Annotated in this window: 11 protein-coding genes; 5 read left to right on the top strand and 6 right to left on the bottom strand. The window is 68.2% G+C overall.

The genetic code is table 11. From position 1 onward, the window contains the following. Nucleotides 1–124: 124 nt before the first annotated feature. Complete coding sequence (locus tag ACIA76_RS21490) at nt 125–3,598, top strand: indolepyruvate ferredoxin oxidoreductase family protein (protein WP_397153612.1); 3,474 nt, start codon at nt 125–127, stop codon at nt 3,596–3,598. Nucleotides 3,599–3,727: 129 nt separating this feature from the next. On the opposite strand, the gene ACIA76_RS21485 is transcribed toward ACIA76_RS21490, so the two are convergent. Together ACIA76_RS21485 and ACIA76_RS21480 are read right to left on the bottom strand one after the other, a co-directional pair. Next, the gene (locus tag ACIA76_RS21485) at nt 3,728–4,612 is read right to left on the bottom strand and encodes an oxaloacetate decarboxylase (RefSeq protein ID WP_397153611.1); all 885 of its coding nucleotides are present in this window, start codon (nt 4,610–4,612) and stop codon (nt 3,728–3,730) included. Nucleotides 4,613–4,719: 107 nt separating this feature from the next. Beyond that, complete coding sequence (locus tag ACIA76_RS21480; protein ID WP_397153610.1) at nt 4,720–5,406, bottom strand: response regulator transcription factor; 687 nt, start codon at nt 5,404–5,406, stop codon at nt 4,720–4,722. A gap of 111 nt (nt 5,407–5,517) precedes the next feature. On the opposite strand from ACIA76_RS21480, the gene ACIA76_RS21475 reads away from it, so the two are divergent. Next, a complete protein-coding gene (locus tag ACIA76_RS21475) occupies nt 5,518–6,756 on the top strand; it encodes a histidine kinase dimerization/phospho-acceptor domain-containing protein (protein ID WP_397153609.1) in 1,239 nt (412 codons plus the stop codon). A gap of 95 nt (nt 6,757–6,851) precedes the next feature. Here the strand turns inward: ACIA76_RS21475 and speD are convergent, their stop codons facing one another. The 4 genes from speD to ACIA76_RS21455 all read right to left on the bottom strand — a co-directional run bounded on the left by speD (nt 6,852) and on the right by ACIA76_RS21455 (nt 12,959). Then, entirely contained in the window at nt 6,852–8,069 is a 1,218-nt protein-coding gene (gene speD / locus ACIA76_RS21470) for an adenosylmethionine decarboxylase (protein WP_397153608.1), read from the bottom strand. Nucleotides 8,070–8,077: 8 nt separating this feature from the next. Then, complete coding sequence (locus ACIA76_RS21465; RefSeq protein ID WP_397153607.1) at nt 8,078–9,190, bottom strand: type III PLP-dependent enzyme; 1,113 nt, start codon at nt 9,188–9,190, stop codon at nt 8,078–8,080. A gap of 267 nt (nt 9,191–9,457) precedes the next feature. After that, entirely contained in the window at nt 9,458–11,965 is a 2,508-nt protein-coding gene (locus ACIA76_RS21460; protein WP_397153606.1) for a DEAD/DEAH box helicase, read from the bottom strand. A 49-nt stretch (nt 11,966–12,014) separates the two neighbouring features. Beyond that, nucleotides 12,015–12,959 carry a proteasome assembly chaperone family protein gene (locus ACIA76_RS21455; protein ID WP_397153605.1) on the bottom strand — a complete coding sequence of 315 codons (945 nt, stop codon included), beginning with the start codon at nt 12,957–12,959 and terminating at the stop codon, nt 12,015–12,017. A gap of 196 nt (nt 12,960–13,155) precedes the next feature. Here ACIA76_RS21455 and ACIA76_RS21450 point away from each other — a divergent pair, with 196 nt between their 5' ends. From ACIA76_RS21450 to ACIA76_RS21440, 3 genes are all read left to right on the top strand, one after another. Further along, the gene (locus ACIA76_RS21450) at nt 13,156–13,869 is read left to right on the top strand and encodes a sensor domain-containing protein (protein ID WP_397153604.1); all 714 of its coding nucleotides are present in this window, start codon (nt 13,156–13,158) and stop codon (nt 13,867–13,869) included. Nucleotides 13,870–13,888: 19 nt separating this feature from the next. Beyond that, nucleotides 13,889–14,821, top strand: a complete 933-nt coding sequence (locus ACIA76_RS21445) for an aldo/keto reductase (protein WP_397153603.1) — start codon at nt 13,889–13,891, stop codon at nt 14,819–14,821. Nucleotides 14,822–14,937: 116 nt separating this feature from the next. Continuing rightward, nucleotides 14,938–16,257, top strand: coding sequence for a DUF4192 domain-containing protein (locus tag ACIA76_RS21440; RefSeq protein WP_397153602.1), 1,320 nt, complete (start codon nt 14,938–14,940; stop codon nt 16,255–16,257). Nucleotides 16,258–16,268 lie beyond the last annotated feature (11 nt).

Genomic DNA, 16,268 nt, shown 5'->3' with positions numbered 1-16,268 from the left:
TTGCGCACATTGCGCAATTCCAGATCCATCTGTTGTTCATTCCGCCTCGTCAGGACAGGATGACGGCGACGAATGCTCAACTTCGAGAGGCGCTCAGAAGGTGCCGAACGGACGGGTGGAACTGATGACCGAGCTCGCCGACCGCGAACTGATCCCAGCACCGTACGACCTCGCCGACCGCTACCGGGTCGGCGGCGGCACCGTGGTCCTGACCGGTGTCCAGGCCATCGCGCGCCAGCTGGTGGAACAGCATGTGCGCGATCTGCGGGCGGGCAGACGGGTAGGCACGTTCGTCTCCGGCTACCAGGGTTCGCCACTGGGTGGCGTCGACCGGATGCTGAGCGGCATGCCGGATGTGCTGTCGGAGCACGATATTCGCTTCGTGCCCGGCCTCAACGAGGAGTTGGCCGCGACCGCGGTGTGGGGCAGCCAGGGCCAATTGCCCACCGGCGCCGGGGCGACCCATGACGGTGTGGTGGGCGTCTGGTACGGCAAGGGCCCGGGCCTGGACCGCTCCACCGATGCGCTGCGGCATGCGAACATGTACGGCGCCAACGCCAATGGCGGTGTGCTGCTGCTGGTCGGCGACGATCCGGCCTCGAAGTCCTCGACGGTCCCGGCGGTCTCGGAGCGTTCGCTGGCCGCGCTGAACATTCCGGTGCTGTTTCCGCGCAATGCCCGCGAGATCATCACCATGGGCCTGCACGGTGTCGCGCTGTCGCGGGTATCGGGCTGCCTGGTGGCGCTCAAGATCGTCGCCGATGTCGCCGACGGCGCCTGGACGGTCGACGGTGCGACCGGCGATATCGATATCGTGCTGCCCGAGATCCAGTGGGAGGGCAGGCCGTTCACCTACCGGCAGCGTCCGATGGCCGCCCCGGCCGACAGCGTGATCGCCGAGGCCGATCTGTACGGCCCGCGCTGGGAACTGGTGAAGGCCTACAGCACCCTCAACGATCTGGATGTCATCGAGGTCGATCCGCCGCAGGCGCGCATCGGAATCGCCGCCACCGGAACGACATTCGACGCGGTGCGCCAGGCGCTGATCGATCTGGGCGTGGACGACGAGGCACTGCACCGCGCGGGCGTGCGGCTGCTGCGCATCGGCATGCCGTTCCCGATCGCCCCGCAGCGGGTCGTCGAATTCGCCAGGGGCCTGGAGCGGCTGATCGTGGTCGAGGACAAGACCGCCTTCATCGAGACCCAGATCCGCGAGATCCTCTACGGCGGCGCCGACGCGCCGCAGATCGTCGGCAAGCGCGACGCCGCGGGCCGCCCGCTGTTCGATCAGGACGGCGAGCTGACCGCCGGGCGCATCGTGAAGCCGCTGCGCCGGGTGCTCGACGGCCACCTCGAGATGAAACGTCCACTGCCGCAACCGCTGTCGCTGGCGGTGCTGGAGACCAAGCGCGCGGCTTACTTCTGCAGCGGCTGCCCGCACAACCGCTCCACCGCCGTGCCGGAGGGGTCGCTGGCCGGTGGTGGCATCGGCTGCCACACCATGGTCACCCTGTCCGATCGTGAGGACAGCAAGGTGCTCGGCCTCACGCAGATGGGCGGCGAGGGCGCGCAGTGGATCGGGCTGGCGCCGTTCACCGATGTGCCGCATCTGTTCCAGAACATCGGCGACGGAACGTATTTCCACTCCGGACAGCTCGCGATCCAAGCGTGCATCGCGGCCGGGGTGAACATCACCTACAAGCTGCTCTACAACGACGTGGTCGCGATGACCGGCGCACAGGACGCCGAGGGCGCGCTGGCCGTACCGCGGCTGACCCACAAGCTGAGCGTGGAGGGCGTCAAGCAGATCATCATCTGCGCCGATGAGCCGAAGAAGTACCGCAAGCGCGATCTCGCGCCGGGAACGCTGCTGTGGGACCGGGATCGGCTCGACGAGGCGCAGCGCGCCCTGCGGGAGGTCCCGGGCGTGACCGTGCTGATCTACGACCAGCACTGCGCCGCCGACGCCCGCCGCCAGCGCAAGCGGGGCACGCTGCCGACCCGCAACACCCGCGTGGTCATCAACGAGGCGGTGTGCGAGGGTTGCGGCGACTGCGGCGTGAAGAGCAACTGCCTGTCGGTGCAGCCGGTCGACACCGAATTCGGCCGCAAGACCCGCATCGACCAGACCTCCTGCAACACCGACTACAGCTGCATGGACGGCGACTGCCCGTCGTTCGTGACCGTGGAGCTGCCGGATCCGGCGAAGGCCAAGCCGCGCAAGCGGACCCGGCCCGAACCGCCCGCGCTGGCCGATCTCCCGGCGGCCGTCCTGACCACCACGCAGAACGTCTTCCTCGCGGGTATCGGCGGCACCGGCATCGTGACCGTGAACCAGGTGCTGGCCACGGCGGCCCTGCGTGCGGGATACGAGGTGGCGAGCCTGGATCAGATCGGGCTGAGCCAGAAGGCCGGACCGGTGGTCTCGCATCTGCGGTTCGCCGCGGGCGAATTGGAGCCGTCCAATCGGCTGACCCCGGCCGGCGCCGACTGCATCGTGGCCTTCGATCTGCTGGCCGCGGCCGATAACAAGAATCTGGCGTACGGATCGGCCGAGACCACGCTGTCGGTGGCCTCGACCAGTAAGACGCCGACCGGCGCGATGGTCTACGACAAGTCGGTGAGCTATCCGGAGACCGAGCTGCTGCTGTCGCGGCTGCAGGGCGTGTCGCGCACGGTGCATTCGTTCGACGCGCTGGCCGCGGCCGAGGAGCTCTTCGGCAACACCACCGCCGCGAACTTCCTGCTGATCGGCGCGGCTCATCAGCTGGGCGGCCTGCGGCTGCCCGCCTCGGCGATCGAGGAGGCCATCGAGATCAACGGCGTGGCCGTGGCGGCGAATATCGCGGCCTTCCGCTGGGGCCGGGCCGCGGTGGCGCGGCCGGACGCGTTCGCGGCCGCCATCGCGCGCCCGCAGGCCGAGCGCATCGAAATCGCCGTTCCCGTGGACCTTTTCGACGGGTTGTCCGCGACGGGTGAGACCCGCAGGCTCGTCGAGCTGCGGGCGGTGGAGCTGATCGGCTTCCAGGGTGTGCGAGTGGCCCGCGAATACGTCGGCGTCATGCAGCACATCTGGCTGGCCCAGCAGGCGGTCACCGAGCGCACCGAGTTCAGCGAACAGGCCGCGCGCGGGCTGTACAAGTTCACCGCGTACAAGGACGAATACGAGGTGGCGCGGCGGCTGGTGGATCCGGCCTTCGTGGAGCAGGTTTCGGCCCAGGTGCCCGAGGGCGCGAACCTGACCTACAAACTGCACCCGCCGATCCTGCGCGCATTGGGCCGGAAGAAGAAGATCGGCTTCACTCCGCGCACCCACCTCGCCCTCAAGGTGCTCGCCAAGGGGAAGCGCCTGCGCGGCACCAAGTTCGACCCGTTCGGCTACATGCACCTGCGCAAGGTCGAACGCGCCCTGCTCGCGCACTACACCGACATGGTCTCCGCACTGGCCGCCACTCTGAGCACCGACTACGACCGCGCCGTCGAGGCCGCGTCGCTCGCGGATGTGGTCCGCGGCTACGAGGGCATCAAGCTCGCCTCGGTCGAGACCTACCGGAACCGCCTGCGCGAGTTGGGAATCGAGCCGCCGGTCCTGCCGTGAGACCCGTGGCGGTGCGATTCGGCTGAGGGGTCGCACCGCCTCCTCGATGGGTACAGACCGGGATCCGTTGCGTCCCGCAGACCGCAACGGATCCCGGTCTGTATCGATCCGGGCCCTTCGTCTCTCGGATCAGCGGGTGATCGCGGTGCTGGTCACCAGCAGATCATCGCCACGAGTCTCGTGATGACGGGCCATATTGCGCTCCAACAGCTCCAGCGATGCGGCGACGCCGACGCTGGCGGCGTCGAATTCGGGTAGCCGACCGTCATTGGCGCGCAGTTCCAGCAGTGCGTCGGTGATGGCGGTGTGGGCGGCGAACAGACACGGCGTGGAGTAGATCGCGACGTCGACGCCGAGGTCCTGGAGTTCGGGCAGCGACAGTCGTGGTGAGAGGCCGCCGGCGATCTGGTTGAACAGTAGGGGTTTGTCGCCGATGACGTTGCGTACCTTGCGGATCCAGTCGATGCTGCGGACGCCGTCGACCAGGAGCACATCGGCATCGGTATCGGCCAGGGCGGCGGCGCGGTAGAGGATCTCCGATTCCTCGGTGGCATCGGTGCGTGCCACCACGACCAGATCGGATCGGGTCTCGAGCACCAGATTCAGCTTCTCGAGGTATTCGTCGAAGGGCAGGATCTGCTTGCCCGAGACGTGGCCGCAGCGTCGTGGCCGCTTCTGATCCTCGAGGATCACCCCGGAGGCGCCGATGCGTTCGAGGTGGGTGACGACGTGGCAGGCGACCTCGGGGTCGACGTAACCGTCGTCGATGTCGACCAGCAGATGCTGGCGGGGGAAGGCCAGCCGGAGTCGCTGGACGAAGGCGACGATATCGGGCCAGGCGATGAAGCCGATATCGGGCAGGCCGTAGTGCGAGGCCGCGAAGCCGAAGCCGGACACGAACATTCCGTTGTAGTGCTGGGCGGCCAGCGAGGCGGAGTACATGTCGAAGATGCCGATGAGTGGAGTGATGCGGTCGCTGTGGATCTCGGTTCGAAGAGCAGTGCCGTAACTCATGTCATCGACGTTACGAATCGTAGGGTTAGCGCCCGGTCATCGGAAGGTAAACCTTACGCTTGCCTTTGTTGATCCCGAATACATTGGGGGACAAGAGGTGTCGAATGTCATCGCGTCTGGAAGCAGTACCCGCGGCTGCGCACGGTGGTGATGCTGAGCGGATCCTCGCCGTGTTCGGCGAGTTTGCGGCGCAGCGCCGAGATGTGCACGTCGAGGGTCTTGGTCGAGCCGTACCAGTGCTCGTCCCAGACGGTGGACATGAGCGTGTCGCGGGTGACCACCTCCCCTGCGCGCGCCAGCAGCAGCGCCAGTACGTCGAATTCCTTGGGCCGCAACGACAGTTCGGCCTCGCCGATCCAGGCGCGCCGGGCGTGCGGGTCGACGCGCAGCTCACCCGCGCACAACACGGCCGCGCCCTCGCCGCTCGACTGCCTGCGCAGATGGGCGCGCAGGCGAGCGAACAGCTCGGTGAGCCGGAAGGGTTTGGTCAGATAGTCGTCGGCCCCCGCGTCGAGGGCGACCACGACCTCGAATTCCTGTGTACGCGCGGTAAGCACGACGATGACGGTGCCGGGTAGGGCCGCGCGCAGGACGCGGCACAGTGCGACACCGTCGCGGTCGGGCAGCCCGAGATCGAGCAGGATCAGATCCGGCCGCCGCCGCGCCACCGCGGCCTCGGCATCGGCCGCGGTCTGCACCCAGTGGACCGTATAACCGTTGCCCACCAGTGCGTTACGCAGTTCGACGCCGATATCGGGGTCGTCCTCGACCACCAGCAGCTGAGCCGATCCCATCATCCGATGATAGGTGGTACGGCCGGGCCGGGAGAATCGAAAGGCATTCGGGCAGTGCATGTTACGATCTCGCGCGCACGATCGCTGCGGAGCCGGGTATGGAATTCGATCGTGGCGGTCACCGCGCTGTCGATGCTGTTGTTCGCCGTGCCGCTCACGATCGCGGTGGAGCGGATGTACTACACCGAGGCCGTCACCGAACTGCAGCGCGATGCGTTCCGGGCCGCGGCCACGGTACCCGGCGGCTCCGAGGGCGTCGCGCGCCCGCACGCGAATCGCACCGTCGGCGTCTACACCGTCGACGGTCGGCTGATTCGCCAAAACGGCCCCGCCACATCACCGCTGGCCGCCGCGGCCGCCGATGGCCATATCCATGTGCTGATCGAGGGGCCGGATCTGGCGGTGTCGGTGCCGATCTGGACCGATCGCGTCGTCGCGGCCACCGTACGGGTCTCCATGCCCTACGGATTGGTCCGCGAACAGACCCACGGCGCCTGGCTGCTCATGGTGCTGCTCGGCCTGACCGCGGTCGGCATCGCGGCCCTGCTGGCGCGCTACGAGGGCGGCCGGATCGCCCGGCCGCTCGAACGGCTGACCGCCTCGGCGCGGGCGCTCGGCGACGGCGATTTCACCATCGATCCGCACCGCTCACGGATCGCCGAGGCCGATACCCTCGCCGACGCGCTGCAGGTCACCGCGGGCCGGCTGGGCCGGCTGCTCGAGCGCGAGCGCGCGGTCAGCACCCAGGTCTCCCATCAACTGCGTACGCCACTGACCGCGCTGCTGCTCGGCCTGGAGGCGGCACTGGCCCGCCCCGGCGCGGATCTGCGGCAGGCCGTCGTGACCGCCCTGCGCCGCGGAGAGCGACTGGAATCCACGATCGAGGATCTCCTGCGCCTGGCCCGGGAGCACGAGACCACGGCCCGCCCAGCGCTGGCGACCGCCGACCTGCTCGACGCGGTCCGCGACCATTGGCAGACCATCTTCACCGAGCGCGGACGATCCCTGCGGGTGTCCTGCGCGGCCGACCTGCCGCCGATCCACGCCTCCGCCACCGCGATTCGCCACGTCGTCGAGGTCCTCGTCGACAACGCACTCGTACACGGCGCGGGCCCGACCACCCTCAGCGCCCACACGGTGGCCGAGGACCTGCTCATCGAGGTCTCCGACCACGGCCCCGGTCTGACCGATCCCGACGCCGCCTTCGCTCCCCGCCCGACCGGCCGCGACGACACCCACGGGATAGGCCTGGCCCTGGCCCGCTCCCTCGTCGAGGCCGAGGGCGGGCGGCTGGTCCTACGTCAGGCCTCCCCACATCCGACCTTCGGTCTGCTGCTACCGGGTTCGTGACGGACGGTCGGTCCTCGGCGCCGATGTGGCGATGCGAAAGGCCCGCCCGGACAACCGATCCGGGCGGGCCTTTCTCGTATTCCGTTGTGCGGCAGTCAGCCTACGGGGACGCCGACGCGCAGGGCGTGCGGTTCGATGGCGCCGCGGACGAGGGCCTGTGCGTCGACCGTCTCGGGCCGGTAGGGCAGGCTCGCCAGGGTGGCGGTCATCTTCGTCACCGGATCCTCGAGCACCGCGGGGGTGCCGAAGATGAACGTCCACTCGTGTTCGTCGCTGACGTAGGGCACGACGGTGGCGAACAGGTTGTGGAAGCGGGTCCACGAGCGCTTCAATGTTTCGTTGCGCCACATGGTCTGACAGCCCGCCTGCGCGGCGAGCACGCCGCCCTCGGCGAGCAGCGCTTTACATCGCAGCAGGAAATCGTCCTCGTAGAGGCGGTTGTGCTGGGCGTCCTCGACGCGCTCGTCGGGCAGATCGATGACGATCATGTCGTAGCGGACGCCCGCCGCCTCGGCCTTGGCCAGAAAGTCCCAACCGTCGGCGTAGTGCATCTTGATCGGGCCCTGCTGCGCGACCGCCCGGTCCAGATCGGCCTCGGTGTAGCCGTAGGGGAGATGCTTCGCGCACAGCTCCACCTCCAGCTGATCGATGTCGACGTGGTCGACCAGCGACGCACCGGCGGCGACCGACATCTGCGAGGCCACGCCCTCGCCGGAGCCGACGATGAGCACCTTGTCCAGCTTCGCGGCCAGCGCGTAACCGGGCACCAGCATGGCCTCGTGATAGGTCAGCTGGGAATACTCGGTGGACTGGCGATCCTCGTCGGAGAACAGCGACACACCCTGTTCGGTGCGCGCGATCACCATGTGCTGGAACGGAGTTCGGGTGTCGACCAGGACATCCTTCAGATCCCAGACGCGGGTCAGACCCTCGCCGACGGGCTCGTGGATCCGGCGGGCGGCGTGCCCGCGCTGGATCACCTCCATATGCACACTGCCCGGGGACAGCTCCGCCTGCAGTAGTTCGACCGCCTTCGTGGCACCGGCGCCGATACTGCCGCAGGTGAACACGTCGACGAAGATATCGCCCGATTCCGGATAGGTATGAATCGAGGCATGCGACTCGGAAAGGAGCGCCAACACCGTCACGCCCTGCGGTTCGAACTGCTTATGAACCACATCGCAGATGGTGACTCCGGCTCCTAGCAACGATTTTCGAAGCGCTGTTTCGAGTCGTTCGAGATCGTTGCAAAGGGCTGCGTCGACACCACCGAACTCGGCCAGCACATGCCAACCGGTGAATTCTGCCGTCATGGGCAAACTCACTCTCGCTCAGCGCCAATGACATGCACAGTCAGAGGCGGGAAACCATTGAAGGACACCGACGAATAGCTCGCCGTATAGGCGCCGGTATCGAAGATCCGAACGGGATCACCGGCTCGCAGCGTGGTAGGTAACAGGACACGCGTGCGTTGATAGAGTACATCGTCTCCGTCACAGGTCGGACCGGCAATCACCGCCTCGTCTGTGGGGTCACCGTCTCGTAAGGTTTCGATCCGGTAAGCGATGTACTCGTTCTCGGTTTCGGCCATTCCGTTGTAACGGCCGATATCGAGGTATATCCAGCGCCGCCCGTCCGGCGCGATGCGCACGTTCACGACCTCGGCGTGGATCACGCCGGCGCTGCCCACCAGGGCGCGGCCGGGTTCCACCACCAGATCGGTGTGCTCCGGGAGATGGTGCGATGCCGCCTCGGCGATCACCGCACCCAGTTCGGACAGCGTCGGCGCGGGATCGACATACGAAATCGGCAGTCCCCCACCGATATTCACCGCGCTGACCGCAATGTCCTTGACCGCCAAGGCTTCCGTGATCGCGCCGGCCTGCTCGATGCCGATCCGCCACGCCGCCGGGTCCAATTGCTGTGAGCCCACATGGAAATACGGCCCGATGACCCGCAGTCCCAGATCGCGCGCCCGCACCAGCAGCCGCACCGCCTCACCGGGCGCGCAGCCGAACTTGGTGCCGAAGGGCGTCTGCGACTGCGGCGCCGAGGCCAGGAAGCGGCACTCGACCTCCGTGCCCGGCGCGTGCTCGGCGATGCGCTCGAGATCGTCCTCGGTATCGAAGGCATAGCGGCGCACACCCGCGGCGTGGGCGGCCGCGATATGGCTCGCCTTCTTGATGGGATTGCCGTAGCAGAGTGCGGCCGGGTCGACGCCCAGGCTCAGGCACTGCTCGATCTCGCCGATGCTGGCGACATCGAATTCGGCGCCTTCGTCGGAGAGCAGCCGGATGATCTCCGGCAGGGGAGATGCCTTGACCGCGAACCGAATTCGCGCTGTGGGTAGCGCGGACCGCAGTGCGCGGTAGTTGTCGCGCACCCGGGCGAGATCGATGACGAGACAGGGCGACTCGGGCGCGTTTGAGCTCAACAATCTAAGGGAACTCTCTTCCTTCTGGGCAGCTTTCCGCTGCAGGCCGAGCGAGACAGTATCAGCAGGATGCTGTGTATTACGAACCGGATTGACGCCGTCTTGACACCCGACGGTGATTCCATACGCCCTGATGACGCCGCTGCATGCGCAGCACAACATCACCACTCGGCAGTGAGCGGTGTCACCATCCAGGATTCCCGGCCGATGCCGGGACCTGTTTTCGGCGCAGGATCAGTGCGCTGACGGGAATGCGGACCGAAGAGTTCATCCGGCCGTCACCGCCATCTCGTCGAACACCACCTCGCCGGCGGCATCGGATTCGGCGAGGTCGACCACGGCGTCGAGGGACCAGCCGTGATCGCCCGCCGGGTCGTCGAGCACCTGGCGCACATGCCAGAAGTCCGGACGCTGATCGATCTGGAAAAGCCTGGGGCCGCGGGCATTCGGGCCGGTGCCGAGGGTTCCGTATTCGGCGAAGTAGGGTTCCAGCGCGGACTCCCAGTCCGGCCCGTCACCCATCTCGTCGAGCCGATCCCAGCGGCCCAGCGCGGCCAGCTCGACGCGCCGGAACATCGCGTTACGCACCAGCACGCGGAAGGCGCGCTCATTGGCCGTGATCGGGCGTACCGTATCCGCGCCGAAGGCCAGCTGGTCGTCGTCGTTCTCCGCACCCGGATTGGTGAGCTGCTCCCACTCGTCGAGCAGACTCGAATCCACTTGGCGCACAAGCTCGCCCAGCCATTCGGTGATGTCCTCGAGCTCCTCGGTGCGGGCCGATTCGGGGACGGTGCGGCGCAGGGCGCGGTAGGCGTCGGCGAGGTAGCGCAGCACCAGACCCTCCGAGCGCGCCAACTCGTATTCGCTGACCAGTTCGGTGAAAGTCAGTGAGCGCTCGATCATTTCGCGCACCACCGACTTGGGGGCGGGGCTGAACTCCGACATCCAGGGGTGACCGGCCCGATAGGTCTCGAACGCGGGCTCGATCAGTTCGGCCAGGGGTTTGGGCCAGGTGATGTCCTCGATGAGCTCCATGCGCTCGTCGTAGTCGATGCCGTCGGCCTTCATCTCGCCGATGGCGGTGCCGCGCGCCTTGTGCTGCTGGGCGAGCAGCAGCTGACGCGGATCCTCCAGCGTGGACTCGATGATCGACACCACATCCAGTGTGTAGGTCACCGCGTCGCTGTCAAGGAGTTCGAACGCGGCCAGCGCGAACGGGGACAGCGGCTGATCGAGTGCGAAGTCGCGCTGCAGGTCCACGGTCAGCCGCGCGCGGCGGCCGAATTCGTCGGGCTCGTCGAGCTGCTGCACCACGCCCGCATCGCGCAAAGCCCGGTAGAGCCCGATCGCCTTGAGGATGTGCTTGCGTTGCGCCGGGCGCGGTTCGTGATTGTCCTCGAGTAGATGCCGCATGGCATCGAAGCAGTTGCCGCGCCGCGCGATCACGTTGAGCAGCAGGGAGTTGGTCACCCGGAAGCGCGAGACCATCGCCTCGGGTTCGGCGGCGATGAGGCGGTTGTAGGTGTCCTCGGACCAGGACACGAAGCCCTCGGGCGGTTTACGGCGCTGGACCTTGCGCTGTTTCTTCGGATCGTCGCCGGCCTTGGCGAGCAGCCGGGCGTTCTCGACCTCGTGTTCGGGGGCCTGCACGACGACCGTGCCGATGGTGTCGTAGCCCGCGCGCCCCGCCCGTCCGGCGATCTGATGGAATTCGCGGGCCTTGAGGCGGCGGGTGCGCACACCGTCGAATTTCGTGAGCCCGGTGAGCAATACGGTGCGGATCGGGACGTTGATGCCGACGCCGAGGGTGTCGGTGCCGCACACCACCTTCAGCAGGCCCTCCTGGGCCAGCCGCTCGACCAGGCGGCGGTACTTGGGCAGCATGCCCGCGTGGTGCACGCCGATGCCGTGGCGGATCAGCCGCGAGAGCGTCTTGCCGAAACCGCTGGAGAAACGGAAACTGCCGATGGCCTCGGCGATGGCATCCTTCTCGGCCTTGGACGCGAAGTTGACGCTGGTCAGCGCCTGCGCGCGCTCGAGGGCGGCGGCCTGGGTGAAATGCACGACGTAGACCGGGGATTGGTGGGTGGAGACCAATTCCTCGAGGGTTTCGGTGATCGGCGTGCGGACGTAGGAGAACATCAGCGGCACCGGGCGCTCGGAGCCGGTGACGATCGCGGTGGATCGGCCGGTGCGGCGCTCGAGATCCTTCGCGAAGAAGTCGACCTCGCCGAGAGTGGCCGACATCAGCAGGAATTGGACGTTCGGCAGCTCCACCAGCGGCACCTGCCAGGCCCAGCCGCGATCGGGATCGGAGTAGAAATGGAACTCGTCCATCACCACCTGGCCCACCTCGGCGGCCGCGCCCTCGCGCAGCGCCAGATTCGCCAGGATCTCCGCGGTCGCGCAGATGATCGGTGCGGTCGGATTCACCGCGGCGTCGCCGGTGACCATCCCGACCTTGTCCGCGCCGAATACCTCGCACAGCGCGAAGAACTTCTCGCTGACCAGGGCCTTGATCGGGGCGGTGTAATAACTGCGCTGACCGCGATTGAGCGCCGCGAAATGCGCGCCGACCGCGACCATCGACTTACCGGAACCGGTGGGCGTGGCCAGAATGACATTCGCCCCGGTCATCAGCTCCAGCAGCGCCTCTTCCTGCGCCGGATACAGCGTCAGGCCCTGTTCGAGGGTCCAGTCGGCGAAGCTCTCGTACAGCCACTCCGGATCCACATCGGGCATGGCGCGATCGGGGATCAGTTCGGAAAGCTGCACGTCTTTCAACGTTACCGGGTGTTGTTACGCGGTTTTCCGCGCCCTGGCATTACCTCTCGCGGCCGTCCTCGTCGTCGCCGAGGCCGGACTGTTCGGCCAGGAAGCGTTCGAATTCCGCGCCGAGTTCGTCGCCGGTGGGCAGGTCCGCGTCGCCCGCGAGCAGGCTGGACTGGCGTTCCTGGGCGGTGACGAAGCTGTCGTACTGACGTTCCAGGGCCTGCACGACCGTCTCCACCTCGGCGTTGCCGGCGATGTGCTCGTTGACCTGTTCGCGCACGCGCGCGGCGGCCTCGCCGAGCGCGGCCAGCGGCAGCCGCAGGCCGACGTTGTCCGAAACGCTCTCGAGCAGGGTCTGAGCGGCTTCGGGATAGGCGGTCTGGGCCAGGTAGTGCGGCACGTGCACGGAGAAGCCGATCGACTCGTGGCCGTGCTGGGCCATCCGGAATTCCAGCAGCGACGAGGCGCTGCCGGGTACCTGCAGCTCACCGGGCCAGCGCTGATGGTCGCCGATCAGATCGCTGTCGCTGGCGTGCGCGGTCACGCCCAGCGGGCGGGTGTGCGGAATCGCCATGGGGATCGCGCTCAGGCCGATGGTCCGGCGCACACCCAGCTGTTCGGCCAGCAGGCGCACCGCGGTCACGAACTTCTCCCAGCGCAGATCCGGTTCCAGACCCGACAGCAGCAGGAACGGCGTGCCCTCGGTGTCCTTGAGGGCCCACAGGTTCAGTTCCGGCTCGGCGTAATCGGTGAAGTGATCGGTCTTGAACGTCATCAGCGGACGTCGCGAGCGGTAGTCGAGCAGTTCGTCCACATCGAACGAGGCGACGAGCTCCGATTCGAGGCTCTCGCGCAGATGGGTCGTCGCCAGGCGCACCGCATGGCCGGCGTCGGTGAAACCCTCCAGCCCGTGCACCAGCACCGGACCGGCACCGTCGGCGGACGACAGCTGTGGAGCGGGGAACTCCAGCTCGTACATTCGCGACTCGTAGTCCATCGCGTACTCCTTCCTGCGGTGGCCCACCTCGACGCGGGATCGCCGACCACCTTCATTGTCTCTCATGTTCTTCGGAGACCTCGCAGGGTGGGGTGGACCGCACCCGGACAACAACCGGTAACCGATTCACATTCCCGCCCACCGGGCACCGGCGTGGCAGCGCGGGGCGTTCGCGCCGCTTCGGCATAGTGAACATGTGATCGTGCCGGATTCACCGGGCGCGCGGTATGGGCGCGCGTTCGGTCGGGCCCTCGGATGCGCGGCGCTGGGCTTGATGCTCACGGCGTGCGGTTCGACGGTGTCCGGACATCCCGAGGCCGCGCGGAATACGACCGCACCCTCCGCCGGCCCGTTGACGCGGTTGCTGCCGGGCCGGGAGCAGTTTCCGGCGAGGTATACGACCGTCGTGCTGCCGCCCGATCGGGCACGCCGCGCGGCCGGGGACATCAGCGGAACTCCCGAGGGCGCACAGGTCGATCCGGCCGACTGCGCCGTACCGACGCCGTCGTTCGAGCCGGATCGGGGCGCGATCGCGGTCGGCACCGATAACGACACCCGAGCCACCCTCACCGTCGAGCTGACCCGGACCGATGTCCCGCTGGCCCGGCTGCGCGACCGGCTGCAGCGCTGCGGCACGATCCGCGTCAGCCGCGGACCGGTCACGAATACCGTTGCCACGCAGCTGGATCCGCCGCCGCCCGCACATGTCGACGATGCGCTCGCGTTGCGGCGCACGGTGACCGGACAGGTGGGCGGGCCCGGGCTGACGCGGTCGCTGCAGACCCTGCTCGGGCAGATCGGTGAGGTGCGCATCGCGGTCACCTACATGAGCTACGGCGACGGCCGCGCCGATACGGCCGGACTGGATCAGGTGTTCACCGCCGCAGTAGGCGACGTGCGCCGGGGCTGACCGGAGTACGTTCGAATTCATGGCGAAATTCGGTGCGACGGATCTGGACGTCTTTCCCCTGTGTCTGGGCGGCAACGTGTTCGGCTGGACCGCGGATCGGGCGGGGTCCTTCGAGGTGCTCGACGCCTTCGTCGCCGGGGGCGGGAACTTCATCGACACCGCGGATGTGTACTCCGCGTGGGTGCCGGGCAACAGCGGTGGCGAATCCGAGACGATTCTGGGGGAGTGGATCGAGGCGCGCGGCGGGCGCGAGCGTGTGGTGATCGCCACCAAGGGCAGTCGGCTCGCACCCTTCCAAGGGTTGTCCGCCAAGGCGATTCACGGTGCGGTCGAGGCGTCGCTGCGGCGGCTGGGCACCGATTACATCGATCTCTACTACGCGCACTACGACGATCCGGACACTCCGCTCGAGGAGACGGTCGCGGCGTACGACGAGCTGGTGCGCGCGGGCAAGGTGCGCTACGTCGCGGCCTCCAACCTGTCGCCCGAGCGCATCCGCGCATCGCTGGCCGTTGCCGACCGCGAGGGCCTGGCCCGCTACGTGGCCGTGCAGCCGCAGTACAACCTGGTGGAGCGCGCCGATTTCGAGCGCGATCTGCTGCCGCTGGCCCAGGCCGAGAACCTGGCCACCGTGCCGTACTACGCACTGGCCAAGGGCTTTCTGACCGGCAAGTACCGTCCGGGCGCCGAGGTGGACAGCCCGCGAGCGGAAGGTGCGGCGGCCTATCTGAACGACCGCGGGCTGCGCGTCCTCGACGCGCTGGATGCCATCGCCGCCGCCCATCGGGTCCCGGTGGCCGCCGTGTCCCTGGCCTGGCTGGCCGCGCAGCCGACCGTCGCCGCCCCGATCGCCAGCGCCCGGACGACCGCGCAGCTCGCCGACTTGCTGGCCGTGGGTGGGCTGCGGCTGAGCGAAGCGGAGCTGGCTCAGTTGACCACCGCGTCGGACTAGGTGTGGCACGGTCGTTTCGACCGGATTCATCCACAGCCGAACCGTTATCCACAGCCTGGATGAAACCGCAGGTCGCCGGGGATCGGTGAGATCGGCTGGCGCGCAAGCTGGTCGACATGACCACGCCAGCCGAACCAGTACCCGGCGACAACGGCGCCCTCGAGGCGCCCCGGGACGCCGCCCGCCCGCCGATCTGCGGGTCACCGAAATGCCGGGCGGGAGAGCCTCGATCGGTCCCGAGACTGCGCGGTGGGCCGCCGGCGCCCACCGCGCCCGGCGAACCCTGTTGTTCGGCCGAGCGATCCGTCGACCACGGCTTCGAGCCGCTGTGGCCCGATCCGAGACTGCGGCTGGACGATGCGAGCGAATTCATCGCGGCCGTCCCGGCGTTGCTCGGCTTCATGCCGGAACGTTCGCTGGTGGTGTGCATGCTGCGGGAGGCCCCGGATCACCCGGATTCGCTGAGCCTGGGCATCGTGGCCCGGCACGATCTGGACGTATTCGGTTGTGGCGCATGGGCCCGATTGGCCGGTCAGCTGGCCACGATCTGCGTGCAGGAACGGACGTTGGCCGTGTTGCTCCTGATCGTCGACGATCGCGCCGGCGCGCCGCGGGCCGGGCGCCCGGGCGCCCGCTCGGCGCGGCATCGCGAGCTGGTCCGGGTGCTCTGCGCCGCGCTGGAGGCCGAGGATGTGGTCGTCGGCGAGGTGTGCGCGGTGCGCGAGATCGCCGGCGAGGCGCCGTGGTGGAGCCTGCTCGAGCCCGATGTCGGCGGCCTGCAATCGAATCCGGCGGATTCGCCGATCACGCTCGCACACGTGCTCGACGGCCGCCCGATCCGGACCTCACGCGAGGAGCTGATGGCCGTCGTCGCGCCGGATCCGCGGGCCGCGGCAGAAGTCGCCGCCGTGCTCGAACAGGCCGAGACACGGGCGCGTGACCAGTACCGCCGGGCCGTCTGTCGTTGCGAGCCCGGCTCCTACAGCCGGGCCGCGTTGGAGATGGTGCTCTGGTCGATCGCGGCGGTCGATTCCGGCGAGCTGGTGCGGGCGCGCGAACTCGCGGAACTGGCCGTGGCACTGCGGGATCCGACGGTGCGCGATGCGCTGTTCGCGCTCGCGGTCGGCGACCATGCCCACGCCGCCGAGACGGTGTGGACGCTGCTGTGCCAGGCGACGACCGGCGCCGATCGCGCCGAGGCGGCGACCCTGCTCGGCTACAGCGCCTACGTTCGCGGTGACGGTCCGCTCGCCGGGGTCGCCTTCGCCGCGGCGCTGCACGCCGAACCCGGCCACCGGATCACGGCACTGCTCGATACCGCCCTGCGGACCGGTATGCCGCCACGGGAGGTGCGAAAACTGGCCCGCAGCGGCCGGGACAAGGCCGCCGCGGTGGGTGTGGATCTCGGTATCGACGCGGTTCGGTGGGACCGATGAGCGCGGCACGC

It is taken from the genome of Nocardia sp. NPDC051570, from assembly GCF_044454005.1.
Classification (GTDB): Bacteria; Actinomycetota; Actinomycetes; order Mycobacteriales; family Mycobacteriaceae; genus Nocardia.
This window is presented reverse-complemented; position numbering and strand designations above follow the sequence as displayed.

Bases quoted from the DNA above. Each gene is read 5' to 3' on its own strand.
- ACIA76_RS21490 (WP_397153612.1), top strand. From the start codon at position 125: ATGACCGAGCTCGCCGACCGCGAACTGATCCCAGCACCGTACGACCTC.
- ACIA76_RS21485 (WP_397153611.1), bottom strand. From the start codon at position 4,612: ATGAGTTACGGCACTGCTCTTCGAACCGAGATCCACAGCGACCGCATC.
- ACIA76_RS21480 (WP_397153610.1), bottom strand. From the start codon at position 5,406: ATGGGATCGGCTCAGCTGCTGGTGGTCGAGGACGACCCCGATATCGGC.
- speD (WP_397153608.1), bottom strand. From the start codon at position 8,069: ATGACGGCAGAATTCACCGGTTGGCATGTGCTGGCCGAGTTCGGTGGT.
- ACIA76_RS21455 (WP_397153605.1), bottom strand. From the start codon at position 12,959: ATGGACTACGAGTCGCGAATGTACGAGCTGGAGTTCCCCGCTCCACAG.
- ACIA76_RS21445 (WP_397153603.1), top strand. From the start codon at position 13,889: ATGGCGAAATTCGGTGCGACGGATCTGGACGTCTTTCCCCTGTGTCTG.
- ACIA76_RS21440 (WP_397153602.1), top strand. From the start codon at position 14,938: ATGACCACGCCAGCCGAACCAGTACCCGGCGACAACGGCGCCCTCGAG.